The sequence below is a fragment of the Burkholderia arboris genome, assembly GCF_038723655.1.
GTDB classification, from domain to species: domain Bacteria; phylum Pseudomonadota; class Gammaproteobacteria; order Burkholderiales; family Burkholderiaceae; genus Burkholderia; species Burkholderia arboris.
The window spans coordinates 2,962,267-2,989,190 of the sequence record NZ_CP109821.1; the positions used below are offsets into that span (position 1 = coordinate 2,962,267).

24 protein-coding genes are annotated in these 26,924 nt (G+C 69.4%); 16 read left to right on the plus strand and 8 right to left on the minus strand.

All coding sequences use genetic code 11. The features are described from left to right. Positions 1–12: 12 nt before the first annotated feature. Both tsaE and OHZ10_RS13935 read left to right on the plus strand, forming a co-directional pair. On the plus strand, positions 13–567 hold the full coding sequence (gene tsaE, locus OHZ10_RS13930; RefSeq protein ID WP_059233364.1) for a tRNA (adenosine(37)-N6)-threonylcarbamoyltransferase complex ATPase subunit type 1 TsaE: 555 nt from the start codon (positions 13–15) through the stop codon (positions 565–567). Continuing rightward, positions 549–2,075 carry an N-acetylmuramoyl-L-alanine amidase gene (locus tag OHZ10_RS13935; protein ID WP_059233363.1) on the plus strand — a complete coding sequence of 509 codons (1,527 nt, stop codon included), beginning with the start codon at positions 549–551 and terminating at the stop codon, positions 2,073–2,075. The genes tsaE and OHZ10_RS13935 overlap by 19 nt, the downstream gene beginning before the upstream one ends. 45 nt (positions 2,076–2,120) lie before the next feature. Here OHZ10_RS13935 and OHZ10_RS13940 read toward each other — a convergent pair whose 3' ends face one another. Then, positions 2,121–2,999 carry an EamA family transporter gene (locus OHZ10_RS13940; RefSeq protein WP_174994297.1) on the minus strand — a complete coding sequence of 293 codons (879 nt, stop codon included), beginning with the start codon at positions 2,997–2,999 and terminating at the stop codon, positions 2,121–2,123. Positions 3,000–3,227: 228 nt separating this feature from the next. On the opposite strand from OHZ10_RS13940, the gene OHZ10_RS13945 reads away from it, so the two are divergent. Together OHZ10_RS13945 and trxA are read left to right on the plus strand one after the other, a co-directional pair. After that, a complete protein-coding gene (locus OHZ10_RS13945) occupies positions 3,228–4,109 on the plus strand; it encodes a pirin family protein (protein ID WP_340624401.1) in 882 nt (293 codons plus the stop codon). 52 nt (positions 4,110–4,161) lie between these two features. After that, positions 4,162–5,010 carry a thioredoxin gene (gene trxA, locus OHZ10_RS13950; protein ID WP_174994279.1) on the plus strand — a complete coding sequence of 283 codons (849 nt, stop codon included), beginning with the start codon at positions 4,162–4,164 and terminating at the stop codon, positions 5,008–5,010. A gap of 103 nt (positions 5,011–5,113) precedes the next feature. On the opposite strand, the gene OHZ10_RS13955 is transcribed toward trxA, so the two are convergent. Further along, complete coding sequence (locus tag OHZ10_RS13955) at positions 5,114–5,971, minus strand: tRNA threonylcarbamoyladenosine dehydratase (protein ID WP_059233359.1); 858 nt, start codon at positions 5,969–5,971, stop codon at positions 5,114–5,116. Between the two features lie 128 nt (positions 5,972–6,099). On the opposite strand from OHZ10_RS13955, the gene pdxH reads away from it, so the two are divergent. From pdxH to OHZ10_RS13970, 3 genes are all read left to right on the plus strand, one after another. Further along, complete coding sequence (gene pdxH / locus OHZ10_RS13960; protein WP_059233358.1) at positions 6,100–6,744, plus strand: pyridoxamine 5'-phosphate oxidase; 645 nt, start codon at positions 6,100–6,102, stop codon at positions 6,742–6,744. 121 nt (positions 6,745–6,865) lie between these two features. Next, the gene (locus OHZ10_RS13965; protein ID WP_059233357.1) at positions 6,866–8,086 is read left to right on the plus strand and encodes an SAM-dependent methyltransferase; all 1,221 of its coding nucleotides are present in this window, start codon (positions 6,866–6,868) and stop codon (positions 8,084–8,086) included. 23 nt (positions 8,087–8,109) lie between these two features. Further along, positions 8,110–9,402: a DUF72 domain-containing protein gene (locus OHZ10_RS13970; RefSeq protein WP_256085218.1), complete on the plus strand. Its 1,293-nt coding sequence runs from the start codon at positions 8,110–8,112 to the stop codon at positions 9,400–9,402. A gap of 34 nt (positions 9,403–9,436) precedes the next feature. Here OHZ10_RS13970 and msrA read toward each other — a convergent pair whose 3' ends face one another. Further along, complete coding sequence (gene msrA, locus OHZ10_RS13975) at positions 9,437–9,997, minus strand: peptide-methionine (S)-S-oxide reductase MsrA (RefSeq protein ID WP_342702788.1); 561 nt, start codon at positions 9,995–9,997, stop codon at positions 9,437–9,439. Between the two features lie 578 nt (positions 9,998–10,575). On the opposite strand from msrA, the gene OHZ10_RS13980 reads away from it, so the two are divergent. From OHZ10_RS13980 to OHZ10_RS13990, 3 genes are all read left to right on the plus strand, one after another. Next, the gene (locus tag OHZ10_RS13980) at positions 10,576–11,982 is read left to right on the plus strand and encodes a selenium-binding protein SBP56-related protein (protein ID WP_059233353.1); all 1,407 of its coding nucleotides are present in this window, start codon (positions 10,576–10,578) and stop codon (positions 11,980–11,982) included. Beyond that, entirely contained in the window at positions 11,979–12,644 is a 666-nt protein-coding gene (locus tag OHZ10_RS13985; RefSeq protein ID WP_059233352.1) for a hypothetical protein, read from the plus strand. Before OHZ10_RS13980 ends, OHZ10_RS13985 begins: the two co-directional genes overlap by 4 nt. Before the next feature lie 301 nt (positions 12,645–12,945). Next, positions 12,946–13,455: a flavin reductase family protein gene (locus tag OHZ10_RS13990; protein ID WP_059233351.1), complete on the plus strand. Its 510-nt coding sequence runs from the start codon at positions 12,946–12,948 to the stop codon at positions 13,453–13,455. Here OHZ10_RS13990 and OHZ10_RS13995 read toward each other — a convergent pair. Beyond that, positions 13,442–13,942: an Lrp/AsnC family transcriptional regulator gene (locus OHZ10_RS13995; RefSeq protein WP_006477992.1), complete on the minus strand. Its 501-nt coding sequence runs from the start codon at positions 13,940–13,942 to the stop codon at positions 13,442–13,444. The genes OHZ10_RS13990 and OHZ10_RS13995 overlap by 14 nt on opposite strands. 130 nt (positions 13,943–14,072) lie before the next feature. On the opposite strand from OHZ10_RS13995, the gene kynB reads away from it, so the two are divergent. The 3 genes from kynB (at position 14,073) to kynA (ending at position 16,995) form a co-directional block, all read left to right on the plus strand. Continuing rightward, positions 14,073–14,714: an arylformamidase gene (gene kynB, locus OHZ10_RS14000; protein ID WP_174994282.1), complete on the plus strand. Its 642-nt coding sequence runs from the start codon at positions 14,073–14,075 to the stop codon at positions 14,712–14,714. A 25-nt stretch (positions 14,715–14,739) separates the two neighbouring features. Next, on the plus strand, positions 14,740–15,993 hold the full coding sequence (gene kynU / locus OHZ10_RS14005) for a kynureninase (RefSeq protein ID WP_059233349.1): 1,254 nt from the start codon (positions 14,740–14,742) through the stop codon (positions 15,991–15,993). 78 nt (positions 15,994–16,071) lie between these two features. After that, positions 16,072–16,995, plus strand: a complete 924-nt coding sequence (kynA, locus tag OHZ10_RS14010) for a tryptophan 2,3-dioxygenase (RefSeq protein WP_059233348.1) — start codon at positions 16,072–16,074, stop codon at positions 16,993–16,995. Positions 16,996–17,015: 20 nt separating this feature from the next. Here the strand turns inward: kynA and OHZ10_RS14015 are convergent, their stop codons facing one another. From OHZ10_RS14015 to mdlC, 4 genes are all read right to left on the minus strand, one after another. Continuing rightward, entirely contained in the window at positions 17,016–18,413 is a 1,398-nt protein-coding gene (locus OHZ10_RS14015; RefSeq protein ID WP_342702793.1) for an MFS transporter, read from the minus strand. A 255-nt stretch (positions 18,414–18,668) separates the two neighbouring features. Beyond that, the gene (locus OHZ10_RS14020) at positions 18,669–19,613 is read right to left on the minus strand and encodes a ketopantoate reductase family protein (RefSeq protein WP_256085223.1); all 945 of its coding nucleotides are present in this window, start codon (positions 19,611–19,613) and stop codon (positions 18,669–18,671) included. 14 nt (positions 19,614–19,627) lie between these two features. Next, entirely contained in the window at positions 19,628–21,079 is a 1,452-nt protein-coding gene (locus tag OHZ10_RS14025) for an aldehyde dehydrogenase (protein WP_174994285.1), read from the minus strand. 31 nt (positions 21,080–21,110) lie between these two features. Further along, a complete protein-coding gene (gene mdlC / locus OHZ10_RS14030) occupies positions 21,111–22,718 on the minus strand; it encodes a benzoylformate decarboxylase (RefSeq protein ID WP_342702795.1) in 1,608 nt (535 codons plus the stop codon). A 99-nt stretch (positions 22,719–22,817) separates the two neighbouring features. Here mdlC and OHZ10_RS14035 point away from each other — a divergent pair, with 99 nt between their 5' ends. The 3 genes from OHZ10_RS14035 to xylB all read left to right on the plus strand — a co-directional run bounded on the left by OHZ10_RS14035 (position 22,818) and on the right by xylB (position 26,885). Continuing rightward, positions 22,818–23,729: a LysR family transcriptional regulator gene (locus OHZ10_RS14035; protein ID WP_174994286.1), complete on the plus strand. Its 912-nt coding sequence runs from the start codon at positions 22,818–22,820 to the stop codon at positions 23,727–23,729. A 175-nt stretch (positions 23,730–23,904) separates the two neighbouring features. After that, the gene (gene dalD / locus OHZ10_RS14040) at positions 23,905–25,299 is read left to right on the plus strand and encodes a D-arabinitol 4-dehydrogenase (protein ID WP_342702796.1); all 1,395 of its coding nucleotides are present in this window, start codon (positions 23,905–23,907) and stop codon (positions 25,297–25,299) included. A gap of 104 nt (positions 25,300–25,403) precedes the next feature. Further along, entirely contained in the window at positions 25,404–26,885 is a 1,482-nt protein-coding gene (gene xylB, locus OHZ10_RS14045; protein ID WP_342702797.1) for a xylulokinase, read from the plus strand. Positions 26,886–26,924: the final 39 nt, after the last annotated feature.

Consider the following 26,924-nt stretch of genomic DNA (forward strand, 5'->3'; position numbering starts at 1 on the left):
TATTTTACGAGAATGCCAGCCACGTCCAGCCAATCGCCTCATGACGCCATGCTGCCCGCCCCGCTCGCGGAGCGCGTGATCGCGCTCGCCGACGAAGCGGCGACCGAGGCCTTCGGCACCCGCTTCGCGCACGCGCTCGACGCGGCGCGCATCGAACTCGACCGCGCGCATGCGTTCGACGGGCTGCAAATCCAGCTGGTCGGCGATCTCGGCGCAGGCAAGACGACCCTCGTGCGCGCGATCCTGCGCGGCCTCGGCCACCCGGGACGCGTGCGCAGCCCAACCTATACGCTCGTCGAGCCATACGCGCTCGAACGCGACGATGGGGAACTCGAGGTCTATCACTTCGATCTGTATCGATTCAACGATCCGGCCGAATGGTCCGATGCAGGCTTTCGCGAATATTTCAATTCCAGCGCGATCTGCCTCGTCGAATGGCCGCAACAGGCGGGCACCCTGCTCGGCGTGCCCGATCTGGTTTTCTCGCTCGACGTGGATGGCGACGGCCGCGCCCTCACCGTCCGGGCGTATAGCGCTTCAGGAAAGGCATGTCTCGAAAGATGTTGATCAAACCGTTCCGCTCGATCGAATCGGCGGCCACCGCGACGCACAACTGGCGCCGCCGCCAGATTCTGTGCGCGGGCGCGTCGACGCTGGTGCTCGGTCTCGTCGCGCCGCGGCTCGCGCACGCGTCGTCGGTGCTCGGCGTGCGCGTGTGGCCCGCGCGCGATTACACGCGCGTCACGATCGAATCCGACCAGCCGCTGCAGAATAGCCAACAGCTGCTGCAGGGTCCCGACCGCCTCGTCGTCGACCTGACCGGCCTCGACCTCGACCAGGCGCTGCGCGACCTCGTGTCGAAGATCGCGCCGAACGATCCGCAGATCCAGTCGGTGCGCGTCGGCCAGTATCAGCCGCACGTCGTGCGGATGGTGTTCGACCTGAAAGGCTCGGTGAAGCCGCAGGTGTTCACGCTGCCGCCCGTCGGCACCTACAAGTACCGGCTCGTGTTCGACCTGTATCCGGCCGTGGCGCCCGATCCGCTGTCCGACCTGATCGCGCAGACGGAACGCAAAGAGCAGGCGCTCAACGATACGGCGCGCGCGCAGCAGATGCAGCCGCCGACCACGCTGGCCGGCCCGGGCACGCCGCCGCCCGGCGCGGGCGACAACAGCGACGCGTTCTTCCAGCGTTTCGCGCAGAACACGCCGGCCACGCCGCACACGCCGCCGGCGGCCGGCACGCCTTCGACGCCCGCGAAGCCGGCCGTCAAGCCGCCGCCCGTCATCGCGCGCCGCGACGACAGCGACGACGACGGCGACACCTACAAGTTCACCGCGCCGAAATCCGGCAAGGGCAGCACCGTGCGCCTGCTGACGGTCGCGATCGATCCGGGCCACGGCGGCGAGGATCCGGGCGCGATCGGCGGCGGCGGCACCTACGAGAAGCACATCGCGCTCGACATCGCGAAGAAGCTGCGCGCGAAGATCGACGGCGCGCCGAACATGCGCGCGATGATGACACGCGACGCCGACTTCTTCGTGCCGCTGAACGTGCGCGTGCAGAAGGCGCGCCGCGTCGGCGCCGACCTGTTCGTGTCGATCCACGCGGACGCGTTCACGACGCCGTCCGCGCGCGGGTCGTCGGTGTTCGCGCTGTCCGACCACGGCGCAACGAGTGCCGCGGCGCGCTGGATGGCGAACAAGGAGAATTCGTCCGACCTGATCGGCGGCATCAACATCAAGACGGCGGACGCGGCCGTGAACCGCGCGCTGTTCGACATGTCGACGACCGCGCAGATCCGCGACTCGCTGCGCTACGGCAACTACGTGCTGAAGGAAGTCGGCGGCATCAACAAGCTGCACAAGGGCTCGGTCGAGCAGGCCGGGTTCGCGGTGCTGAAGGCGCCCGACATTCCGTCGATCCTCGTCGAGACCGCGTTCATCAGCAACCCGGACGAAGAGCGCCGGCTCAACGACGACAGCTATCGCGACGAGATGGCCGACGCGATCTTCCGCGGCATCAAGCGTTACTTCTCCGCGAATCCGCCGCTCGCGAAGAACCGGATGGCCTGACGGCCGCCCGTTCCCTGCCGCCGGCACGCGCTGCGTGCCGGCGCGTCACGACGCCGCGAAGCGGCGCACCAGTTTCCCGCCGAACACGTTCACCGCGAGCCCGCCCATCACGAGCGCGGTGCCGATCAGTTGCGTGCGCGTCAGATGTTCGTCGAGCAGCAGCGCCGACGACGCGAGCCCGACGACCGGCACCAGCAGCGAGAACTGCGCGACCTGCGCGGCCGGGTAGCGCGACAGCAGCCGGCTCCACAGCCCGTAGCCAAGCAGCGTCGCGACGAACGCGAGATAGACGACCGCGAAGATCGACGCGCCGTTGAGCCCGGCGAGCGCGGTCGCGATGCGCTGCGGCCCTTCGAACCACAGCGACAGCAGGAAGAACGGCACGGGCGGCACGAGGCTCGCCCACACGACGAGCGACACGAGATTCGCCTTCCCGACCTTCTTCGTGACGATATTGCCGAACGCCCACATCGCGGCCGAGCAGATCGTCAGCAGGAAGCCCGCGAGCGTCATCGCGCGGCCGCCCTGCGCGGCGATCACGACGAGGCCGCCCGCGGCGATCGCGAGCCCGATCAGGTTCTGCACGTGCAGCCGCTCGCCGAGGAACAGCATCGCGAACACGAGCGTGAAGAACGCCTGCGACTGCAGCACGAGCGACGCGAGGCCGGCCGGCATGCCGACGTACATGCCGGTGAACAGGAACACGAACTGGCCGAGCTGGATCGTCGCGCCGTACAGCACCAGCAGGCGCCACGGAATCTGCGGCCGGCGCACGAAGAACACGGCGGGCACGGCCGCGAGCGTGAAGCGCAGCGCGCCGAGCAGCATCGGCGGCATGCCATGCAGGCCGACCTTGATCACGACGAAGTTCACGCCCCACGCCAGGATCACGACCAGCGCGAGCAGCAAGTCCTTCGGGGCCATCATCGGCGTCTCCTCGATTCGAATCATTGTGCCAGGCCCCCACCCTGTCGCTTCGCGCCAGGCACTCCGAGGGGGTCAGGAAAACTTGGGGCGGCCCAGCGTTTTCCCGAGAAGCGCGTCAGTCTACCGGGTTTCGCCGGGGGCCCGATACCCGCGCGGCGCGCATGGAATCGGCGGCGGTCGGCCAGTACAATGACCGGCATCCCCTGCCGCCCCACTGGAGCCGCCATGACCGACTCGATCAAAGCCCTGCTGAAGCCGCACGTGCGCGACATCGGCAACCTGCAGGTACGCCGCACGCTGCCCGCGCTCGCCGCACGTCTCGTCGGCCCGTTCATCTTCTTCGATCACATGGGCCCCGCTACGCTGCCGGCCGGCACAGGGCTCGACGTGCGCCCGCATCCGCACATCGGGCTCGCGACCGTCACCTACCTGTTCGACGGCGCGATCCTGCACCGCGACAGCCTCGGCTCGCTGCAGGCCATCGTGCCGGGCGACGTGAACTGGATGACGGCCGGCCGCGGGATCGTCCACTCCGAACGCACGCCCGACGCGCAGCGCGCCAGCGGCCATACCGTGCACGGGATCCAGACCTGGGTCGCGCTGCCGCAAGCGCACGAGACGACCGAGCCGTCGTTCGAGCACCATCCGGCCGACACGCTGCCGAAGCGCAACGAAGACGGCGTATCGCTGACGGTGATCGCGGGCGACGCGTTCGGGCTGCGCTCGCCCGTCACGACGTTCTCGCGCACGCTGTACGTCGCGGCCGACTTCGCGGCCGGCGGCCGGCTCGAACTCGACGCGTCGCACGAGGAGCGCGCGGTCTACGTGGTCGACGGCGAGCTTGCGATCGACGGCACGCCGGTGCCGGCCGAACAGATGGCCGTGCTCGCACCGGGCGCGACGGTCACGCTGACGAGCGGCAGCGGCGCACGCGCGATGCTGCTCGGCGGCGACAAGATCGACGGCGAACGCTTCATCGAATGGAATTTCGTCGCCAGCAGCCGCGACGCGATCGAGCGCGCGAAAGCGGCCTGGACGCGCCAGGAAATGGGCAAGGTGCCGGGCGAGACCGAGTGGATCCCGCTGCCCGAGTCGAAACCGCGTTGAAAAAGGGGCGCACCGCCCCCATCCTGACGATATTCGAACCGAAGAGAACGACATGGACACCACGCTTGCCACTTTCGAGAAAGACGTCATCGAGGCGTCGCTGGACACGCCCGTGCTGGTCGACTTCTGGGCGCCGTGGTGCGGCCCCTGCAAGACGCTCGGCCCGCTGCTGGAAAAGCTCGAAGCCGACTACGAAGGCCGCTGGAAGCTCGTGAAGGTCAACGTCGACGAGAACCAGGAACTTGCCGCGCACTTCCAGACGCGCAGCATCCCGCACGTGATCGCATTCGCCGACGGGCGCCCGGTCGACCAGTTCGTCGGCGTGCTGCCCGAAGGCCAGTTGCGCGCGTTCCTCGACCGGCTGCTGCCGGCGCCCGAGGAAGCCGAGCGCCGCGCCGCGCAGTACGCGATGGCCGAGCAGCGCTTCGACGACGCGCTCACGCACCTCGAAGCGGCGCTCGCGCTGAACCCCGGTTTCGACGACGCACGCCTCGACCTGATTGAACTGCTGCTCGCGAGCAACCAGGTCGATGCCGCCCGTGCGGAGACCGAACGCCTGTCGCCGCAGACCGTGCAGAACGGCGATCCGCGCTACCAGGCGATCAAGACCCGTTTCGACGCGCTCGAGGCCACGGCCGACCTGCCGCCGACCGACGCGCTCGAAGCACGCATCGCGGCGAACCCGGCCGATCTCGACGCGCGCTTCGACCTCGCGCAGAGCCTGATCGCGCGGCGCGCGTACGAAGGTGCGGTGGAGCAGTTGCTGGAAATCGTCACGCGCGACCGCGCGTACGGCGACGATCTCGGCCGCCGCACGCTGATCTCGGTGTTCGAACTGGCCGGCGATCGCCCGGACCTCGTCGCCGGGTGGCGACGCAAGCTGAGCATGGCGCTCAACTGACGCGCGGCACGCCGGGCCGCGATGGCCCGGCCGGGCCGCCGTCTCGCTTGCGGCGCACTACCCGCGCCGCAGCCTCATCCCGCTACGCCCGCGCGGCGCGGGCTCAGCCGGCCGCCTGCGCCGCGATCGCGCGCAGCGCATGCGCGGCGGCCGCGAACCCGAAGCTCGCGGTCACGCACACGCTCGAACCGAATCCCGCACAGTTGAGCCCCGCGACATGCGCCGCGGCGGACGGCTCCGCACCGTCCTCGATGTCGCACGCGGCGGCTTCCGGATAGATCAGCGGCTCGTCCGAATACACGGCGCTGACCTTGAAGCGCGCCTTCGGCCCGCGCGGAAAGCCGTGCTGCTTGCGCAACTGCGCGCGCACCTTCGACAGCAGCGGATCCTGGATCGTCAGCGCGAGATCGTCGATGCGGATGCGCGTCGGGTCGAGCTGCCCGCCCGCGCCGCCGACGACGACGAGCGGCTGCCGCTTCGCGACGCACCACGCGATCAGCGCGACCTTCGTGCGCACACTGTCGATCGCGTCGATCACGTAGTCGAAGCCGCCGCCGAGCAGCGCGTCGAAGTTGTCGGGTTCGACGAAATCCTCGATCCGGTTCACGCGGCACGCGGGATCGATCAGCGCGATCCGCTCGGCCATCGCGTCGACCTTCGGCTTGCCGTAATTGCCGTCGAGCGCGTGGATCTGCCGGTTCGTATTGCTTTCCGCGACGTTGTCGAGATCGATCAGCGTCAGCGTGCCGACCGCGTTGCGCGCAAGCGCCTCGGCCACCCACGACCCGACGCCGCCGATCCCGATCACCGCGACGTGCGCACGCTCGAACGCGGCGGCGGCCGGCGCGCCGTACAGGCGCGCGACGCCGCCGAAGCGCCGGGCGCGATCCACGTCAAGCTGGATTTCCGGGGTCGGGGTAAGATCAGAAGAACTGGGCGGGGAAGCTTCGGCAGCGGACATGGCAGCAAGGAAAACGTAAGTCGTGCAGCCCTCTATTTTGCCTGAACTCCCCGCTCGCACGCGCCACTGTGCACGCACGATTCTCGCGCGTTCGCTATACTGGCCCCAGATTGAAGCGTTTGCATAACATGACGACTCTCGCCGATCTCCGCATCAACTATTCACGTGCTTCGCTCGACGAAGCCGATGCCGCCCCCGACCCCCTCGCCCAGTTCGATCGCTGGTTCAAGGAGGCGCTCGCCGCCAAACTGCCCGAGCCGAACACGATGACGCTCGCGACCGTCGGCGCCGACGGCCGGCCGTCGGCACGGATCGTACTCATCAAGGGCGTCGACGAACGCGGGTTCGTCTTCTTCACCAATTACGAAAGCCGCAAGGGGCACGACCTCGCCGTGCATCCGCAAGCCGCGCTGCTGTTCTACTGGATCGAGCTCGAGCGCCAGGTGCGCATCGAAGGCCGGATCGAGAAAACCAGCGCCGAAGAAAGCGACCGCTATTTCGCGTCGCGCCCGCTCGGCTCGCGCATCGGCGCGTGGGCATCGGAGCAGAGCGCCGTGATCGACAGCCGCGCGACGCTCGAAGCGCGCGAAAAGGCCATCAGCGAACGCTACGGCGACAACCCGCCGCGCCCGCCGCACTGGGGCGGCTACCGCCTCGTGCCCGACGCGATCGAGTTCTGGCAAGGGCGCCCGTCGCGGCTGCACGACCGTCTGCTCTATACGCGCGACGCCGCGGCGTCGCCGGGCTGGACGATCTCGCGCCTGTCGCCGTAAGCGCGGCGCCGGCGCACGCCGGTCGTGTCTCGTGTTGCATCCGGGTGCCCGCTTCGCAAGCGGCGGGCGCCGGTCAAGATACTTGGCTGTATTCGATTCAACGAACAAACGGAGAATCCAAATGTTCTGGGAAAAGAAGCTGGCACAGTGGGCGGACGAAGTACGGGCGAAAGCGAACATACCGGCGCGCCTCGTGCTGTGGAACGGCGATCAACTCGATTTCGGCACCTTCAGCGCACCGCAGGTCACGCTGAAGGTGAACAGTGCGTCGGCGTTGCCGCTGCTGCTCGATCCGAGCCTCGACAATCTCGGCGAAGCGTACGTGAAGGGCAAGATCGACATCGAAGGCAGGCTGTCCGACATCATCAACATCAGCTACTCGCTCGCGCGCAGCACGGTAACGAGCGCGAGCAAGCTGGCGCGCGTGAAGCGCTACTTCAATCACTCGAAGAGCACCGACAAGAAGGCGATCCAGTATCACTACGACGTCTCGAACGAGTTCTACCGGCTGTGGCTCGACGAGAACATGGTGTACTCGTGCGCGTACTTCGAGAACGGTGACGAGGATCTCGCCACCGCGCAGATCAAGAAAATCGACCACATCCTGACGAAGATCCGGCTCGAGCCCGGCCAGCGCCTGCTCGACATCGGCTGCGGCTGGGGGGCGCTCGTGCTGCGCGCCGCGCAGAAGTTCGGCGCGACGTGTCTCGGCGTGACACTGTCGCAGAACCAGTTCGACCTCGCGACCGCGCGCGTGAAGGCCGCGGGGCTCGAAGACAAGATCGAGATCCGCCTGCAGGATTACCGCGAGATCGACGGCCAGTTCGACCGCATCACGAGCGTCGGGATGTTCGAGCACGTCGGCCGCAAGAACCTGCCGCTCTACTTCTCGCGCGTGCATGACCTGCTCGCCGACGACGGCATCGCGATGAACCACGGGATCACGTCGACCGATGCGGAAAGCGGCGAAACGGCGCTCGGCGGCGGCGAATTCATCGACCGCTACGTGTTCCCGGACGGTGAGCTGCCGCACATCAGCCTCGCGCTCGAAGCGGCGCAGCGCGGCGGACTCGAGGCGGTTGACGTCGAAAGCCTGCGGCGGCACTATGCGCGCACGCTCGAGATCTGGACGGAGAACTTCGAGGCGAAGGCCGACCAGGCGAAAGCCCTCGTCGACGACGAAAAATTCCGCATCTGGCGCGTATATCTTGCCGGCTGCGCGTATGCATTCGAGCACGACGACGTGTCGATCTTCCAGATCGTGTGCCGCAAGGCCGGACGCAGCGCGAAAACGCTGCCGTGGTCGCGGCGCTATATGTACGAACACGCGCTGCCGCGCTAGGCGGCGCTTCACGCTGGGCATGCATGGGTGACGGCAGGACGCGGCGCAAGGCGCCGCCGGAACGACAGCGGCGCGACGATGCGGACGAGTCGCACGCCGACGGGCAATTCGACCTGTTCGGCGTGCCGGCGGATGGCGCACGCGCGTCGCCGGCGCCGGCGGACGATGGCCGCCCCGCCAGCCCCGATGAGCACGTAACACCGCACGGGCAGGACGATCCGCGGCCTGCCCCTACTCCCCCGCGCCCTGTCGACGACGAACCGGCACCTGCCTCCGGCCTGCTGTGGGACGAGCCGTCGCCGCCCGCCGCGCCGCCGAAGAAAGGCCGGCGCAAGCGCGGCGTGCTGCCCGCGCCGATCGCGGCGGACGTCGCCGACGCCGCGGCCGGCCTGCCGCCGAACGTCCGGCTCGGCACGTCGTCGTGGTATTTCCCCGGCTGGAACGGCATCGTCTACGACGGCGATTTCGCGCAGACGAAGCTGTCGCGCGAAGGGCTCGAAGCATACGGCGCGCATCCGCTGCTGAGGAGCGTGAGCCTCGACCGGTCGTTCTACGGCCCGCTGTCGGTGGCCGACTACCTGCGCTACGCGCAGCAGGTGCCCGACGATTTCCGCTTCGTCGTGAAGGCGCCGGCTTCGGTGACCGATGCGGTGATCCGCGGCCGCCGCGGCGAGCCGTCGGGGCCGAACCCGACCTTTCTCGACGCATCGCTCGCGACCCGCGAATTCGTGCAGCCGTGTCTCGAAGGGCTCGGCCGAAAAGCGGGCGTGCTCGTGTTCCAGTTTTCGCCGCTGCCCGATCAATTGCTTGCCGAACCGGCTGCGCTGATCGACCGGCTGACCGCGTTTTTCGCGGCGCTACCGCCGCTGCCGCCGGAAGCCGACGGCACGCGCTACGCAATCGAGATTCGCGACGCGAGCCTGCTCACGCCGCGCTTCATCCGTGCGCTCGCCGCGCTCGGCGTGCGCTACTGCGTCGGCCTGCATGCGCGGATGCCCGACCCGTTGCGCCAGGCCGCCGCGCTCGCGCTGCTCGACGGCGACGCGCCGGGGCCGCTGATCGTGCGCTGGAGCCTGCACGGCGGCTTCAAGTACGAACAGGCGAAAGCGAAATACGAGCCGTTCGACAAGCTCGTCGACGAAGATCCGGCGACGCGCTCGGCGCTCGCCGAACTGGCCGCGCGCTACGCGCTGGCCGGGCAGCCGGTGATCATCACGATCAACAACAAGGCGGAAGGCTCCGCGCCGTTGTCGTGCATCGCGCTCGCGCGCGAAATCGCCGCCGCGTGCGCGCAGTGGCGCAACGAGGCGGCGTAACGCGCGTTTCCGCCGGCTGTCGCCGGTCATGCGCTTACGCGCCGCGCAGCGACTTCAGCCGGTGCGAGAACTTCTGCCGGAACTTCGCGAGCTTCGGCCCGATCACGACCGAGCAATAGCCCTGCCCCGGGTTCTGCGCGTAATAGTTCTGGTGATAATCCTCGGCCGGCCAGTAGTTGCCGTCGAGCGGCACCACCTGCGTGACGATCGGCTGCCCGAACACCCGCTCGCGTTCCAACTCGCGGATCACGTCGAGCGCGGTGTCGCGCTGCGCATCCGAATGCGTGAACACGACCGACCGGTACTGCGTGCCGACGTCGTTGCCCTGCCGGTTCAACTGGGTCGGATCGTGCGTCGCGAAGAAGATCTCGAGAATCTCGCGATAGCCGATGCGCGCCGGATCGAACGTCACGTTGACGACTTCCGCGTGGCCCGTATCGCCTTCGCAGATGTCGCGGTAGCCGGGATTGCGCGTATGGCCGCCCGCGTAACCCGACTGGACGGCCGTCACGCCGTCGACGTCGAGAAACACGGCCTCCGTGCACCAGAAACACCCGCCTCCCAACGTCGCGGTTTCAAGCATCTCGTTCCCCATGAAATCAGTCCCTCGTTGATGACGGCAACCGCTACGCATGTACCGGCGCCGCCGTTTCGTCTCGCCGCCGCCCGCACGCGGTGCGGACGCAGCGGCACTCCGGCAAGTATCTCACTCGCGCGCGAACCTGGCAGAGCGGACAGGTGCCGCACGCGACCGTGCCGCACATTTCTCGTCTACACTTAGGCACGCGCAAGCGGCGGCAAACCCGTCGCGCCAGCCAAGCGTCCGATGCACGCCCGACCCTGATGCAAACATCATCTGCCGGAACATCGATATGCATGCCTTAGCAGACATCTCCCGCATCGCGGGCCCGGTCGCCGCCACCTCGCGCGCCGGCACCTCAATCGCACCATCGCGATGCCGCACGGCCGTCCCGCCCCGGGCACGGCGGTCCAGTACCTCGTCTTTTCCCGCTTTCACGATCTGATGCACGGCGCCGTACGCGTCGCCGACGCGTGCATCCGCCTGCCGATCGCGCCCGCCGGCGCCATCCACGCCGAACGGCACCCGCAGTCCGCACGCCCGCAACGAACGGCCGTGCGTCCACGATCCCAACCCATCGAGAGGGCATCACCATGAGCATGCGGCCTGACCCGACGTTTCACGCCTCGCCGGCGCTTGCGATGCAGGCACCCGCCGAAGAATTTGCCTATACGTTGTTGCTGAGCCCCGATTTTTCCAGACCCGACGCGCTTGCCGTGATCGACGTGAAGCCCGGTTCGCCGACTTACGGAAAGATCGTGCATACGGTAACGATGCCGAACACCGGCGACGAGTTTCACCACTTCGGCTGGAATGCGTGCTCGTCGTCGCTGTCGCCGCTGACCGGCCATGCGTTCCTCGAACGCCGCTTCCTGATCATCCCCGGCCTGCGCTCGTCGCGCATCTACGTGATCGACACGAAGCCGCATCCGACACAGGCGCGCATCCACAAGATCATCGAGCCCGACGAGATCTTCGCGAAGACCGGCTATTCGCGTCCGCACACCGTACACTGCGGCCCCGAAGGCATTTACGTGAGCACGCTCGGCGGCGCGGGCAAGGACGGCACCGACGGCGCGCCCGGCATCTTCATCATGGATTGCGAAACCTTCGACGTGCTCGGCCGCTGGGAGATCGACCGCGGCCCGCAGGACAAGCACTACGACTTCTGGTGGAACCTGCCGCGCGACTACATGGTGTCGAGCGAGTGGGCGCTGCCGCCGCAGTTCGAAAACGGGATCGTGCCGGCAGACCTGCTCGAGAACAAATACGGGCACCGGCTGCATTTCTGGGACCTGCGCGCGCGGCGCAACGTGCAGACGATCGATCTCGGCGCGCAGCACCAGATGGCGCTCGAGGTGCGGCCCGCGCACGACCCGGCGCGCGAATACGGGTTCGTCGGCGTCGTGGTCGATACGACGAATCTCGAAGGCTCGATCTGGACCTGGTGGCGCGAAGGCGGCAAGTTCCATGTGAAGAAGACCGCGACGATCCCGGCCGAGCCGGCCGCGGCCGACGAGCTACCGCCGCTGCTGAAATCGTTCGGCGCGGTGCCGCCGCTCGTGACCGACATCGACCTGTCGCTCGACGACCGCTTCCTGTACGTGTCGTGCTGGGGGACCGGCGAGATGCGCCAGTACGACGTGTCGGATCCGCACAACCCGGTGCTCGCGGGGTCGGTACGCATCGGCGGCATCGTGCGCCGTGCGCCGCACACGAACGGGCGCAGGTTCGCGGGCGGCCCGCAGATGGTCGAGATCAGCCGCGACGGCCGGCGCGTGTACTGGACCAATTCGCTGTATTCGACGTGGGACGACCAGTTCTATCCGGACGGCGTGCCGGGCGCGCAGGTGCTCGCGCATGCGGGGCCGGAAGGCGGGCTGACGCTCGCCGAAGATTACTGGGTCGAATTCCCCGACGGCTACCGTGCGCACCAGATCCGGCTCGAAGGCGGCGACTGCTCGACCGACTCGTTCTGCTATCCGTCGGTCCGGCGTTGAGCACCGGCCTGCACGCGCAGGCCGCCCTGTGGGCGGCCGTGCTCGCGAGCGGCATCTATCACGGGCTCAATCCCGCGATGGGCTGGCCGCTCGCGGTGTCGAACGCGCTGATGACGCGCCGCGGCGCCGCGCTCGTCGCGGCGCTCGGCTATCTCGCGCTCGGCCATGCGCTCGCGGTGTTCGCGGTGATGCTGCCGTTCGGGCTGCTCGCCGCGCTGCTCGCGTGGCAGTCGGCGATCCGGATCGGCGCGAGCGCGCTCGTGATCGGCTTCGGCGCCGTGCTGCTGATCCGGCGCAGGCATCCGCGCGCGCTCGCGCGGATCCCGCCCGCGCGGCTCGGCCTGTGGTCGTTCGCGGTCGCGCTCGCGCACGGCGCGGGGCTGATGCTGGTGCCGATCTATCTCGGGCTGTGCGGGCTCGACGGCGATGCCGGCCACCGCGCGGCCGCGATGCTCGTCGATGCGCATCTCGGGATGGCGCTCGTCGTCGCGGCCGTGCATGCGGCCGCGATGATCGCCGCCGGCGGCGGGCTCGCGTGGCTCGTGTACCGCTATCTCGGGCTGAAGTTCGTATCGCGAAGCTGGTTCAATCTCGATGCGGTGTGGGCATCGAGCCTGATCGTGACAGGCGCGCTGTCCCTCGGGCTGGCAGCGGCGCGCTAGCGCGGGGATCGATGGCAGGCGTGATGCGGCGCTGCCGGTTGGCGCAGCAGGCCTGCTTGAAAAACGCGACAGAACGGCGATGCCGGCCGCCCGCGATGCGCATCGAGCAGCGCGCCGCAGTGTTCGGTACGCCACCTTGCCCCCGCAATGCACCGTCCGGCCGGGCCCGGCGGCTGCGATTCCGCTAAAATCGGGCCATGCGCACCCCTTCCCAATCGACCGCCTTGTCGCCTTTCGTCCGCCGTGCCCGCCCCGTCCGCGTCGCGCCGCGCCTGCCCGTCTCGTTCCGGATGGTGGCCCGATGAGCCGCGCCAACCCGCCGGATTTCGACGCGGCCGCGTTCCGGCAGGCACTCGGCCAGTTCGCGACGGGCGTGACGGTGATCACGACGCGCGCGCCGTCCGGGCAGCTGATCGGCATCACCGCCAGCTCGTTCAACTCGGTCTCGCTCGATCCGCCGCTCGTGCTGTGGAGCCTCGCGCACAAATCGGCGTCGACGCCCGTGTTCCGCGGCAACAGCCATTACGTGGTGAACGTGCTCGCGGCGTCGCAGCTCGACCTGTGCAAGCGTTTCTCGACCTACAAGGGCGACCGCTTCGAAGGGATCGCGCATGCGGCCGGCAACTCGGGGATGCCCGTGCTCGACGGCGCGCTCGCCTGGTTCGAATGCCACAACCGCAGCCGCTACGATGAAGGCGACCACGTGATCTTCGTCGGCGAAGTCGAACGCTGCGGCGTGCGCGCGGTATCGGACACGGCCCCGCCGCTCGTCTTTCACGGCGGCGGCTTCCACGGCCTCACACCGCTTTGATCGCCCCCGTGCGCGCCAGCCCGACCGGCGCGCCCGCTTCATCCTTCAGCGTCTGCAGCACGATGTTCGAACGGATGTCCATCACCCCGGGCGCCTTGTAGAGCCGGTTCAGGACGAAATCCGAATAGTGCTTGAGGTTGTGCGCGAGCACGCGCAGCAGATAGTGGCTCTCGCCCGTCACGACGAATGCGCCGACCACCTCCGGCCATTCGCGCAGCGCTTCCGCGAAGCGCTCGTGCCATTGATTCTCTTCGTTGCGCATCGACACCTGCACGAATGCCTCGAGCTCGAAGCCGAGCTTCTCGCGGCTCAGGCACGCGCGATAGTGCTCGATCACGCCCTGCTCCTCGAGCAGGCGCATGCGGCGCAGGCAGGCGGATGGCGAAAGCGAAATGCGTTCCGCCAGGTCGAGATTGCTGATTCTGCCCTCCTCCTGCAGTACCGCCAGAATCCGGCAGTCGGTGGCATCGAGCGTGATCGCGTGCATTTTTGGTCCCCGTTTTCCCTCTGAGTCGAATTATCTGCCAATCCGGCGGATTGTCCATGTTTATTTCGCAAGCACTTTCTGCGAGCGTCCACCTATCATTCGAAGGATCGATTCACCGATTCGTCATGCCATGGACACTCTCTGGGACATCTCGCCGCCCGTCAGCCCCGCCACCCCCGTGTGGCCGGGCGATACGCCGGTTTCCGTCGAACGCGTGTGGCGGATGGAGGCCGGCTCGCCGGTCAACGTCGCGCGCCTGACGTTGTCGCCGCACACGGGCGCGCATTGCGACGCGCCGCTGCACTACGACGCCGACGGCGCCCCGATCGGCGCCGTGCCGCTCGACACCTATCTCGGCCCGTGCCGCGTGATCCATTGCATCGGCGCGTCGCCGGTCGTGCAGCCGGCCGACATCGCGACCGCGCTCGACAACGTGCCGCCGCGCGTGCTGCTGCGCACGTATGCGCGTGCCAACGTAGAACAGTGGGACAGCCATTTCTGCGCAGTCGCGCCCGAAACCGTCGATCTGCTCGCCGCGCATGGCGTGAAGCTGATCGGCATCGATACGCCGTCGCTCGACCCGCAGGAATCGAAGACGATGGATGCCCATCACCGCGTGCGTGCGCACCGGATGGCGATCCTCGAAGGCATCGTGCTCGACGACGTGCCGCCCGGCGACTACGAACTGATCGCACTGCCGCTGAAGTTCGCGACGCTCGACGCGAGCCCGGTGCGCGCGGTACTGCGCGCCCTGCCTGCACGTGCCTCCTGATTACCCCGACCCACGACCCCACATCATGATCAAGACCCGTGAAGACGCGCTCGCGCTCGACCGCGACGACCCGCTCGCCCCGCTGCGCGGCCAGTTCTCCCTGCCCGATGGCGTGATCTACCTCGACGGCAACTCGCTCGGCGCGCAGCCGAGCGCCTCGGCCGCCCGCGCGCAGCAGGTGATCGGCGCCGAATGGGGCGAAGGCCTGATCCGCAGCTGGAACACGGCCGGCTGGTTCGCGCTGCCGCGCCGTCTCGGCGACAAGCTCGCGACGCTGATCGGCGGCGCACCGGGCGAAACGGTCGTCACCGACACCATCTCGATCAACCTGTTCAAGCTGCTGTCGGCGATGCTGCGCCATCAGGCCGAACGTGCGCCCGAGCGCCGCGTGATCGTGTCGGAGCGCTCGAACTTCCCGACCGACCTGTATATCGCGCAGGGGCTGATCGAACAGCTCGGCGGCGATTACGAGCTGCGCCTGATCGACGATCCGGCCGACCTGCCGGCCGCGCTCGGCGCGGACACGGCCGTCGCGATGATCACGCACGTGAACTACCGCACCGGCTACATGCACGACATGCCGGCCGTCACGCAGCTCGTGCACGACGCGGGCGCGCTGATGCTGTGGGATCTTGCGCACTCGGCCGGCGCGGTGCCGGTCAATCTCAACGGCGCACGCGCGGACGGCGCGGTCGGCTGCACATACAAGTACCTGAACGGCGGCCCCGGCTCGCCCGCGTTCGTGTGGGTGCCGCAGCGCCATCTCGCGCATTTCTCGCAGCCGCTGTCGGGCTGGTGGGGCCACCGCGCGCCGTTCGCGATGCAGCCGGCCTTCGCGCCCGATCCGGGCATCGCACGCTTCCTGTGCGGCACGCAGCCGATCGTGTCGATGTCGATGGTCGAATGCGGGCTCGACGTGTTCCTGCAGACCGACATGCACGCGATCCGCCGCAAGTCGCTCGCGCTGACCGACGCGTTCATCGCGCTCGTCGAAGCGCGCTGCGCAGGCCTGTCGCTCAAGCTCGTCACGCCGCGCGCACATCACCAGCGCGGCTCGCAGGCAAGCTTCGAGCATCCGCACGGCTACGAAGTGATGCAGGCGCTGATCGCGCGCGGCGTGATCGGCGACTACCGCGAGCCGTACGTGCTGCGCTTCGGCTTCACGCCGCTCTACACGCGTTTCGCCGATGTGTGGGATGCCGTCGAGACGCTGCGCGACATCCTCGCCACCGACGCGTGGAAGGCGCCCGAGTTCGCCGAACGCGGCGCGGTGACCTGACCGGTTTTGCCCGGCGCGCGCGCCGCGCGCCAGGCCCCCCGTCATTCAAATCTGGAGAGAGTCGTGAATTCTGGTCATATGCAGCCACCCGGCGAAGACGCGCCGGCGGGCTGCCCGTTCTCGGGCGCACGCGCCGCACAACCGGCGCAGGCCGCGCACGAGGCGCCGCACGTGCCGGGCGATGCCGGCTGGCACAACGCGCAGCTCGATTTCTCGAAGTCGATGAGCTATGGCGACTACCTGTCGCTGAATTCGATCCTCGACGCGCAGCATCCGCTGTCGCCCGATCACAACGAGATGCTGTTCATCATCCAGCATCAGACGAGCGAGCTGTGGATGAAGCTCGCGCTGTTCGAACTGCGCGGCGCACTCGACGCGGTGCGCACCGACGCGCTGCCGCCCGCATTCAAGATGCTTGCGCGCGTGTCGCGGATTCTCGAGCAGCTGGTTCAGGCGTGGAGCGTGCTGTCGACGATGACGCCGTCCGAATACTCGGCGATGCGTCCGTATCTCGGCCAGTCGTCCGGCTTCCAGTCGTACCAGTACCGGCAGCTCGAATTCCTGCTCGGCAACAAGAACACGCAGATGCTGCAGCCGCACGCGCACCGGCCCGACATCCTCGAACAGGTGCGCGCAACGCTCGAAGCGCCGTCGTTCTACGACGAAGTCGTGCGCCTGCTCGCGCGGCGTGGTTTCCCGATCGCGCCCGAGCGGCTCGAGCACGACTGGACGCAGCCGACGCGGCACGACGAAACCGTCGAAGCCGCGTGGCTCGAGGTGTATCGCCACCCGCAGCAACACTGGGAGCTGTACGAGATGGCCGAGGAGCTGGTCGACCTCGAAGACGCGTTCCGCCAGTGGCGCTTCCGTCACGTGACGACGGTCGAACGCATCATCGGCTTCAAGCAGGGCACCGGCGGCACGAGCGGCGCGCCGTACCTGCGCAAGATGCTCGACGTCGTGCTGTTTCCGGAACTCTGGCACGTGCGCACCACGCTGTAACGCGCGTCCCGCGCCCGCCGTCACGACGATGTGCGGGCCAGCTCCTCCCCTTCGCGCGGCGCCGCCTGCGCGCGCGACAGCCGCGGAATGTGCCGCCGCACCGCGAGCAGCGCGATGCACACGACACCCATCGCGACGGCCAGCATCGTCAGATACGCGCCCGCGCCGCCCGTCGTGATCACGATTGCGCCCGCGAACGCGCTGAGGATCGCGCCGAGCCGGCCGAACGCAAGCGCACTCGCGGTGCCCGTCGCACGCACGGCCGTCGGATAGATGTACGCGCAAAGCGCATACATCGTCGACTGCACCGCGTTGACGAACAGCCCGTGCAGGCCGAGCCCGACGATCAGCCAGCTCGTATGGCGGCCGGCATCGACCCCCATCAGCCACACCGCACTCGCCGCGCCGCCGATGCTGCACAGCGCGAGCGGCCAGCGCGACCCCGCATGCGCGATCGCCCATGCGCACAGCAGCGCGCCGATCACGCCGCCGAGGTTGTACGCGGTGAGCCCCGCCCCCGCGACCGACACGCTCAGCCCGCTCGCCGCGAGCATCGTCGGCAGCCAGCTGAACGCCGCGTACACCGCGAGCAGGCACATGAAGAACGCACACCACAGCGCGATCGTGTCGCGCGCCTGACCGCTCGCGAACAGCGCGCCGAAGCCGCTGCGGCCGCCGGCCGCGCGCGCGTCCTTCATGTCGGTGAACACGGTGCCCGGTGCGACCGGCCGCTGCATCCTGGCGAGCAGCGCGGCGAGTTCCGGCCAGCGCGCGGGACGCCGCGCGAGATAGCGCGGCGATTCCGGCAGCGCACGCACGAGCACGAAACCAAGCACGAGCGGCAGCGCGCCGCCCGCGAAGAACAGCCCGCGCCAGCCGTAGCGCGGCAGCACCTCGTGCGCGAACAGGCCGGCCAGCATGCCGCCGAGCGGCACGCAGACGATCGTTGCCGTCACCATCATCGTGCGGCGCCGCGCAGGCGTGTATTCGGCCGTCATCGTCGTGGCTGTCGGCAGCGCGCCGCCGATCCCGAGCCCCGCGACGAAGCGCAGCACCGCGATCGCCGCGACGTCGGGCGCGAAGCCGATCGCGCAGGTCGCGATGCCGAACAGGAACACGCTGCCGATCACGGCCTGGCGGCGGCCGAAGCGGTCCGCGACGATCCCCGCGCACGCGCTGCCGATGCCCATCCCGATCAGCCCGGCCGCGACGGCCGGCGCGAACGCGCCGCGCGTAATGCCCCATTCGCGGATCAGCACCGGAATCGCGAAGCCGATCAGTTGGCCGTCGAAGCCGTCGAGCACGATTGCGAGCGCGGCAAGCAGCACCACGCAGCGCTGCATCGTCGTGAACGGCCCGTCGTCGAGCGTCGTGCCGATGTCGACCGACGGCGCCGGCAATCCGTCGCGCGTGCTCATGCGGCCTCCCGTGCACCGCCCATCGGCGGCAACGTGCGCGACCGGCGCGCGGCAAGACAACGGCATTCGATGGCTTTCATGGCGTCTCCAGTTGCCCGGGCTGGCGCGCGCACGCGTGCCCGGATCGCTTGCAGCGCGGCCGGCGTCGATGCGCCGGTGCCCGCGCGGTGTCCCATCCGTGTCGATCCGGCGCCATCGGCTATAGGTCGTGCGCGCGGCTCGTCATGCGGCGCCAGCCGGCCGCCGGCCTGATGCTCAGTTCATCCGTGCGTCGATCAGCCGGACGAGCGCGAGCATCGTCTCCGCATGCGGCACGGGGACACCCGCTTCACGCGCGGCCGCGACGACCTTGCCGCCGATCGCGTCGATTTCCGTACGGCGGCCCGCCAGCACGTCCTGCAACATCGACGGGCGATGGCCGCGATGTTCGCGAATGGCATGTTCGACGTTGCGCGCGATGCGCTCGCCATCGACGGCGATCCCTTTCGCACGCGCGACCGCTGCGGTCTCGGCCGCGATCGCCAGCGCGAGCCGCGGCCCGTCGTGATGATTGCCGAGCTGGTCGACCGTGCAGCCGGTCGCCGCGCACAGCGTGTTGAGCGCCGCGTTGAACGCGACCTTCTCCCAGATCGCGGCCCACACGTCGGCGTCGAGCGTGCACGCCAGCCCCGCGCGCGACAGCGCATCGGCCACGGTCGCCGCGAACGGGCGTACCGCGCCGTCGGCCGTCATCATGCGGATCGTGCCCGCGCCGTGCGAGCGCACGTGTGCAGGCCCGGCCGCATCGGCCGGCCACGTCGTCACGCCGACCAGGATGCGGTCGAGCGGCACGAACGCATTCAGCGCCTCGACATTGCCGAGCCCGTTCTGCAGCGTCAGCACGGCCGTGTCCGGCGTCAGCAGCGCGTGCACGCCTTCGAGCGCCGCGCGCGTGTGCAGCGACTTCGTGAAAACGATCAGCAGGTCGAACGGTGCATGGGGCGACGCAAGCGCTTCGGCGTTCGCCGCTTCCGGCCGCACGGCCTGCAATGTGCGGATACGTCGCTCGCCGTGGTCGTCGTCGATGCGCAGCCCGTCGCGGCGAATCGCGTCGAGATGCGCGTCGTTCACGTCGATCAGCGTGACGGCCTCACCGCTTTCGGCGAGCAACCCGCCGAACAGCGAGCCCATCGCGCCCGCTCCCAGAATCGCGATCCTCATCGTCGGCAGCCTCGTCAGAACGGATAGTGGCGCGGCGCGGTCTGCACGGTGATCCAGCGCAGGTCCGTGAATGCGGCGATGCCGGCCTTGCCGCCGAAGTGGCCGAAGCCGCTGTCCTTCACGCCGCCGAACGGCATCTGCGCCTCGTCGTGCACGGTCGGGCCGTTCACGTGGCAGATGCCCGATTCGATGCGCGCCGCGACGCGCAGCGCACGCGCGACGTCGCGGCTGAACACGGCCGACGACAGCCCGAATGCGTTGTCGTTCGCGCAGCGGATCGCGGCCTCCTCCCCGTCGACGCGCACGATGCCCTTCACCGGGCCGAACGATTCTTCCGCATAGATGCGCATTGCCGGCGTCACATGGTCGAGCAGCGTCGCGGGAAACAGCGTGCTGTCCGCGTTGCCGCCGCACAGCAACGTCGCGCCATGCGCGAGCGCATCGTCGATCAGCGCGTTGCAGCGCTCGACGGCCTTCATGTCGATCAGCGAACCGAGCACGACGGGCCCGTTGCGCGGATCGCCGAGCGGCAGCGACGCGGCCTTGTCGGCGAGCTTCGCGACGAACGCATCGGCGATCGACGCATCGACGACGATGCGCTCGGTCGACATGCAGATCTGCCCGGAATTCGCGAATGCGCCGAACGCGGCCGCCGCGACCGCCGCGTCGAGATCGGCATCGTCGAGCACGACGAACGGCGCCTTGCCGCCAAGCTCGAGCACCGACGGTTTCAGGTGGCGCGCGCAGGCTTCGGCGACGATCCGTCCGACACGCGTCGAGCCCGTGAAATTCACGCGGCGCACGGCCGGATGCGCAATCAACGCATCGACGACGGCACCTGCGTCGTCGGGCGCATTCGTGACGAAGTTGACGACGCCCGGCGGCAACCCGGCTTCCTGCAGCGCCTCGACGATCAGCCCGTGCGTGACGGGACACAGCTCCGAGCCCTTCAGCACGACCGTGTTGCCGCATGCGAGCGGCAGCGCGAGCGCGCGCGTCGCGAGGATCACCGGCGCGTTCCACGGCGCGATGCCGAGCACGACGCCGGCCGCTTGCCGCACGCCCATCGCGAGCGAGCCCGGCACGTCGGACGGAATCAGCTCGCCGCCGACCTGCGTGGTCAACGACGCGGCCTCGACGAGCCCGCTCGCGGCGAGGTGCACGTTGAAGCCGGCCCACAGCGCGGACGCGCCCGTCTCGGCCGCCATCGCGGCAACGAACTGCTCGTGCTTCGCTTCAAGTGCGGCGGCCGCCTTCAGCAGCAGCGCGCGACGCGCGCCGGGGCCGAGTGCGGCCCAGCCGGGAAACGCGCGGGCGGCCGCGTCGGCCGCCGCACGCGCATCGTCGACGGTGCATGCGGGCGCTTCGGACGCGACTTCGCCGTCGAGCGGATTGCGGCGCACGAAGGTCGCGCCACTGGACGCATGACGGCGTTCGCCGTCGATCAGCATCGATACGGTTTGCATGAATTCTCCGGAAGGACGCGCGCGGGGCGCGTCAGGCAATCTCGACTTCGACGACGACCGGCGTCGCGGCGCGCAGCGCGTCGGTCAGCGTGTCGCGCAATTGCGCCGCATCGGACACGCGCACACCGCGGCAGCCCATCCCTTGCGCAAGCGCGACGAAATCCAGGTCCGGCAGATCGGTGCCCTGCACCGGGTCGTCCGGGCCGAAGCCGAACACGGGCGCGAAATCCTGCAGCGCGGCGTAACGCCGATTGTTCAGGATCACGAACGTGATCGGCAACTTCAGCTGCGCGGCGCTCCACAGCGCCTGGATCGAATACAGGCTCGAGCCGTCGCCGATCAGCCCGATCACCCGCCGCGCCGGGTGCGCAAGCGCGACACCGACGGCGGCCGGCATCCCGTAGCCGAGCCCGCCGCTGTCCATCGTGTAGAACGTGCCGCTGCGCGTGAACGGCAGGTGTTCCTGCATCACCGGCCGCGCGCTCGGCGCCTCCTCGACGACGATGTCGTGCGCGTCGCGCACGTCGGCAAGCGTCTGCAGCGCGAATGCGACCGACATGCGCTCGCCGGCAGCGGGTGCGTCGACGCGCACGCGCGGCGCGCGCGGCGCGGGCATCGGCCGCTCGAGCGGCGCCGGACGCGCCAGCAGGTCGCGCGCGGCCAGCCGCAGGTTGCCGACGACGGCATCGCCCGACGGCGTCCACGCGGCGACGCCCGGATCGTCGACGAGCTGCACGAGCGTCGCGCCCGGCGGCACGTGCGGACCGAAGCCTTCGATGTGATAGGTGAACGCGGGCGCGCCGAACGCGAACACGAGGTCGTGCCCGTCGAGCCGCGCGACGATCTTCTCGCGGATCGCGGGCAGGAAGCCGGCGAACAGCGGATGGTCCTCGGGGAAACTGCAGCGCCCCGACATCGGCGCGACGTACACGCGTGCGCGGTGCCGCTCGGCGAGCCGCACGACGTCGTCCCACGCACCGGCGCGATCGACGGCCGCGCCGACCACGAGTGCGGGACGCCGCGCGGCGTCGAGCGCGTCGCCGAGCCGCGCCAGCGCATCGGGATCGGGCCGCACGACGCTGCTGACGTCGCGGCGCGGCAGCAACGCGGCCGGCTGGTCCCAGTCGTCGACCGGAATCGACACGAATACGGGGCCGCGCGGCTCCTGCATCGCGATGCGGTACGCCCGCGCGATCGCGGCCGGCACGTCCTGCGCGCGCGCAGGCTCGATGCTCCATTTCACGTACGGCTTCGGCAGCTCGGCGGCTTGCGTCGCGCCGAGGAACGGATCGAACGGCAAAATCGCGCGCGCCTGCTGGCCCGCGGTCACGATCAGCGGCGTACGGTTCTTGAATGCGGTGAAGAGGTTGCCCATCGCGTTGCCGGTGCCTGCCGCCGAATGCAGGTTGACGACCGCCGCATTGCCGGTGGCCTGCGCATGGCCGTCGGCCATCCCGACCACGACGGCTTCATGCAGGCCGAGCACGTAGCGGAAATCGTCCGGGAAGTCGCGGAACATCGGCAGCTCGGTCGAGCCGGGATTGCCGAACACGCGGTCGATGCCGAACTGGCGAAGCAGGTCGATGACCGAATCGCGTACGGTGATCGGTGCGGCGGATGGGGGCGAATGGCCGGACATGCTCGGGTGTCTCCTCGATGGCTTGGCGGTTTCCACAGTATCGAAGTGCAAGCCATTCTCGGATACTGTATTTTCTGTCCAAAGCCATTACGTTCCGGCATGACTTTCGATCTCCGACAATTGCGCGCGTTCACGACGATCGTCGCGTGCGGCAGCCTCGGCCGCGCGGCCGACGCGCTGCATGTGACGCAGCCTGCGCTGAGCCGGATCCTGAAGCGGCTCGAGGACCAGGTCGGCGCGCCGCTGTTCGAGCGCCACTCGAAGGGCGTGCAGCTCACCGCGTTCGGCGAAGCGCTGCTGCCGCATGCGACGCTGCTGCAGCATGAGGCCGAGCATGCGCGCGAGGAGCTCGACGCGATGCGCGGGTTCGCGAAGGGCACGATCAAGGTCGGCACGGTGGGCAGCATCGCGAGCCTGGTGCTGCCGGTCGCGGTCGGCCGCGTGCTTGACCGCTGGCCGAACCTGCGTGTCGAGATCATCGAAGGTGTGTGGGACCGGCTCGCGGAAGGGCTGAACAAGCACGAGATCGATCTCGCGCTGTCCGCGCACGGTCCCGATACCGACGAGATCGTCGCGATTCCCGAATGCCGCTGGGAAGATCGCAGCCACATCGTTGCGGCGCCGCACCATCCGCTGCGCGCGCTCGGCCGCGCGCCGACGCTTGCCGATACGCTGCACGCGCGCTGGGCGATTCCGCCGCGCGGCACCGCGCCGTTCGACCACATGCGCGCGACCTTCGACGCGCATGGGCTCGCGCTGCCCGACATCGCGGTCGAAACGCGCTCGGTCACGACGCTGAAGAGCCTCGTGGCGCACGCGGGCTTCCTGAGCTGGATGGCCGAGCCGATGTACGGCGCCGAACAGCGCGCCGGCACGATCGATACGCTGCCCGTGCGTGAAGTCGTCGCGGTGCGCACGCTCACCGCGTTCCGGCGCCGCCACGGCATCCTGCCGGGGCCGGCCGGCAAGCTGCTCGACGAACTCGTCGCACTGACGCGCGAAGGGCGCTGACGCCGTTTTTCCGTCCGGCCTTTCGCGCTCGCCCTGGCCGCGCGCCACCGCAGCGCACCATCGAAATGCCGTTTCCCCGCCTTGACTTTCGTTCGCCTGAATACGATCATTCGCTCACACAAAGAGCAAATGATCGTATTCGACTGGAAAGACAGGCACGAACAGGAGACACCGGATGAGCGAATCGTCCTCTGCCCGCGCGCCCGTGCTGCTGCACATCGGCGCAGGCTCGTTTCACCGCGCGCACCAGGCGTGGTATCTGCATCGCGTGAACGCGGCCGTGCCGGCCGGCGAACGCTGGTCGTTGAGCGTCGGCAACATCCGCGACGACATGCGCGCGACGATGGACGCGCTCGCCGCGCAGCACGGCGAATACACGCTCGAAACCGTCACGCCGCAAGGCGAACGCGCCTACGAGACGATCCGCGCGATCACGCGCGTGCTGCCGTGGTCGCTCGACCTCGCCGCGCTGATCGACGCCGGCGCCGACCCGGCCTGCCGGATCGTGTCGTTCACCGTCACCGAAGGCGGCTACTACCTCGACGAACACAACCGGCTCGACCTCGCGAACGCCGATCTCGCCGCCGACCTGCAGGGCGCGCGCACGACGCTGTACGGTGCGCTCGCGGCGCTGCTCGCCGAACGCGCGCAGCGTGACGCGGGCCCGCTCACGCTGCAGAGCTGCGACAACCTGCGCAACAACGGCGCGCGCTTTCGCGCGGGGATGCGCGAATTCCTCGAACGGCGCGGGCAGGCCGACCTGCTCGCATGGTTCGACGCGCACGTCGCGACGCCGAGCGCGATGGTCGACCGCATCACGCCGCGCCCGACCGCCGACGTGCGCGAGCGTGTGCGCGCGGCCACCGGCTTCGACGATGCGTGCCCGGTGATGGGCGAATCGTTCATCCAGTGGGTGATCGAGGACCGCTTCGCGGCCGGCCGGCCGCGCTGGGAACTGGCCGGCGCCGAGCTCGTCGACGACGTGCATCCGTACGAGGAAGCGAAGATCCGCATCCTCAACGCGACCCACAGCTGCATCGCGTGGGCCGGCACGCTCGCGGGCCACACCTACATCCACGAAGGCACGCACGACGCGGCGATCCGCCGCTTCGCGCACGACTACGTGACGCAGGACGTGATCCCGTGCCTCACGCCCAGCCCGCTCGATCTCGCGCGCTACCGCGACGTCGTGCTCGAGCGCTTCGGCAACCCGTACGTGCTCGACACGAACCAGCGCGTCGCCGCCGACGGTTTCTCGAAGATCCCCGGCTTCATCGCGCCGACGCTCGTCGAATCGTTCGCGCGCGGCGCGGCGCCGGTCGCCACCGCGGTGCTGCCCGCGCTGTTCCTGCGCTTTCTCGAACGCTGGGCGCGCGGCACGCTGCCGTATGCGTACCAGGACGGCGTGATGGACGACAGCGCCGCGCGCGCGATCGTCGACGCCGACGACCCGGTCGTCGCGCTGTGCGCAAGCCGCCCGCTGTGGGGCTCGCTCGCGGGCAACGCGGCGCTGTTCGAGGCGCTGCGCGCCGGGCTCGCGCGCGTCGACGCATGGCTCGCGGCGCGCTGATGCGCGCACGCCGGCGCCCGGCCGCCCGGCCGGGCGAACCCGCTTGGCACAGGCCGGGCGGCACGGCTAAAGTAGCGGCTCCTCTCTGACGGAACGGATCGCTCATGTATCTCGGCATCGACCTCGGCACCTCGGAAGTGAAGGTGCTGCTGCTCGCCCCGGACGGCGCGGTCGTCGGCACCGCCGGCTCGCCGTTCACCGTGTCGCGGCCGCACCCGCGCTGGGCCGAGCAGCATCCGGACGACTGGTGGCACGGCACGCTCGCCGCGCTCGCGGCGCTGCGCGAACGGCACCGCCAAGCGTTCGCGCAGGTGCGCGGCATCGGCCTGTCGGGCCAGATGCACGGCGCCGTGCTGCTCGACCGCGACGATCGCGTGCTGCGGCCCGCGATCCTGTGGAACGACATGCGCAGCGCCGACGAATGCGCACTGCTCACCGAGCGCGCGCCCGATCTCCATGCACTGGCCGGCAACCTCGCGATGCCCGGCTTCACCGCGCCGAAACTGCTGTGGGTCGCGAAGCACGAACCCGACGTGTTCGCGGCAACCGCGTGCGTGATGATGCCGAAGGACTACCTGCGGTTCCGGCTGACCGGCGCGAAAGTGTCCGATCCATCGGACGCCGCCGGCACGCTGTGGCTCGACGTCGCGCGCCGCGACTGGTCCGACGCGCTGCTCGCCGCGTGCGGGATGACGCGCGACCAGATGCCCCGCATCGTCGAGGGCAACGCGCCGTCCGGCACGCTGCGTGCGGACGTCGCCCGCGAACTCGGGCTGTCGGAGGCCGTCCTGGTCGCGGGCGGCGGCGGCGACAACGCGACGAGCGCGCTCGGCATCGGCGCGATCCATGCGGGCGACGGCTTCGTATCGCTCGGCACGTCCGGCGTGCTGAGCGTGGTCGGCGACCGCTTCATGCCGAATCCCGCATCGGCCGTGCACGCGTTCTGCCACGCGATTCCCGATCGCTGGCAACTGATGAGCGTCGTGCTGTCGGCCGCGAGCTGCCTGCGCTGGGTCTGCAAGCTGACCGGCACCGACGAGCCCGCGCTGCTCGCCGAAGTCGAGGCGCTCGACCCCAACGCGCTCGCGACGGCCCCGCTGTTCCTGCCCTACCTGTCCGGCGAGCGCACGCCGCACAACGATCCGTACGCGCAGGGCGTGTTCTTCGGGATGACGCACGCGACCGAACGCGCGCACCTCGGCTACGCGGTGCTCGAAGGCGTGACGCTCGGCCTTGCCGACGGCCTCGACGCGCTGCACGCGGCCGGCGTCGAAACCGACCGGTTGTCGCTGATCGGCGGCGGCGCGCGCAGCGCGTTCTGGGCGCAACTGATCGCGGACGCGCTGAACGTCAGCACGCGCCAGATCGGCGGCGGCGAAACGGGCGCGGCGCTGGGGGCGGCACGGCTCGGCTGGCTGGCCGCCGGCGGCGATCCGCATACGGTGCTGACCAAGCCGCCGGTGCGCGCCGAATATGCACCGGACCCCGCCCGCCATGCGCTGCTGCGCGAACGCCTCGACGCATTCCGGACGCTGTACCGCCACGTGCGCCCGCTGTACGAACCGTCGCGCGCACGACTCGCGTAGGCGCCGCGGCCGTGCGCCCGGCCGTCGGCCGCGCGCGCG

Excerpts from the sequence above, each read along its gene's own strand:
- tsaE (WP_059233364.1), top strand. The coding sequence starts at position 13 with ATGCCAGCCACGTCCAGCCAATCGCCTCATGACGCCATGCTGCCCGCC.
- OHZ10_RS13935 (WP_059233363.1), top strand. The coding sequence starts at position 549 with ATGTCTCGAAAGATGTTGATCAAACCGTTCCGCTCGATCGAATCGGCG.
- OHZ10_RS13940 (WP_174994297.1), bottom strand. The coding sequence starts at position 2,999 with ATGGCCCCGAAGGACTTGCTGCTCGCGCTGGTCGTGATCCTGGCGTGG.
- OHZ10_RS13945 (WP_340624401.1), top strand. The coding sequence starts at position 3,228 with ATGACCGACTCGATCAAAGCCCTGCTGAAGCCGCACGTGCGCGACATC.
- trxA (WP_174994279.1), top strand. The coding sequence starts at position 4,162 with ATGGACACCACGCTTGCCACTTTCGAGAAAGACGTCATCGAGGCGTCG.
- OHZ10_RS13955 (WP_059233359.1), bottom strand. The coding sequence starts at position 5,971 with ATGTCCGCTGCCGAAGCTTCCCCGCCCAGTTCTTCTGATCTTACCCCG.
- pdxH (WP_059233358.1), top strand. The coding sequence starts at position 6,100 with ATGACGACTCTCGCCGATCTCCGCATCAACTATTCACGTGCTTCGCTC.
- OHZ10_RS13965 (WP_059233357.1), top strand. The coding sequence starts at position 6,866 with ATGTTCTGGGAAAAGAAGCTGGCACAGTGGGCGGACGAAGTACGGGCG.
- OHZ10_RS13970 (WP_256085218.1), top strand. The coding sequence starts at position 8,110 with ATGGGTGACGGCAGGACGCGGCGCAAGGCGCCGCCGGAACGACAGCGG.
- msrA (WP_342702788.1), bottom strand. The coding sequence starts at position 9,997 with ATGGGGAACGAGATGCTTGAAACCGCGACGTTGGGAGGCGGGTGTTTC.
- OHZ10_RS13980 (WP_059233353.1), top strand. The coding sequence starts at position 10,576 with ATGAGCATGCGGCCTGACCCGACGTTTCACGCCTCGCCGGCGCTTGCG.
- OHZ10_RS13990 (WP_059233351.1), top strand. The coding sequence starts at position 12,946 with ATGAGCCGCGCCAACCCGCCGGATTTCGACGCGGCCGCGTTCCGGCAG.
- OHZ10_RS13995 (WP_006477992.1), bottom strand. The coding sequence starts at position 13,942 with ATGCACGCGATCACGCTCGATGCCACCGACTGCCGGATTCTGGCGGTA.
- kynB (WP_174994282.1), top strand. The coding sequence starts at position 14,073 with ATGGACACTCTCTGGGACATCTCGCCGCCCGTCAGCCCCGCCACCCCC.
- kynU (WP_059233349.1), top strand. The coding sequence starts at position 14,740 with ATGATCAAGACCCGTGAAGACGCGCTCGCGCTCGACCGCGACGACCCG.
- kynA (WP_059233348.1), top strand. The coding sequence starts at position 16,072 with ATGCAGCCACCCGGCGAAGACGCGCCGGCGGGCTGCCCGTTCTCGGGC.
- OHZ10_RS14015 (WP_342702793.1), bottom strand. The coding sequence starts at position 18,413 with ATGAGCACGCGCGACGGATTGCCGGCGCCGTCGGTCGACATCGGCACG.
- OHZ10_RS14020 (WP_256085223.1), bottom strand. The coding sequence starts at position 19,613 with ATGAGGATCGCGATTCTGGGAGCGGGCGCGATGGGCTCGCTGTTCGGC.
- OHZ10_RS14025 (WP_174994285.1), bottom strand. The coding sequence starts at position 21,079 with ATGCAAACCGTATCGATGCTGATCGACGGCGAACGCCGTCATGCGTCC.
- mdlC (WP_342702795.1), bottom strand. The coding sequence starts at position 22,718 with ATGTCCGGCCATTCGCCCCCATCCGCCGCACCGATCACCGTACGCGAT.
- OHZ10_RS14035 (WP_174994286.1), top strand. The coding sequence starts at position 22,818 with ATGACTTTCGATCTCCGACAATTGCGCGCGTTCACGACGATCGTCGCG.
- dalD (WP_342702796.1), top strand. The coding sequence starts at position 23,905 with ATGAGCGAATCGTCCTCTGCCCGCGCGCCCGTGCTGCTGCACATCGGC.
- xylB (WP_342702797.1), top strand. The coding sequence starts at position 25,404 with ATGTATCTCGGCATCGACCTCGGCACCTCGGAAGTGAAGGTGCTGCTG.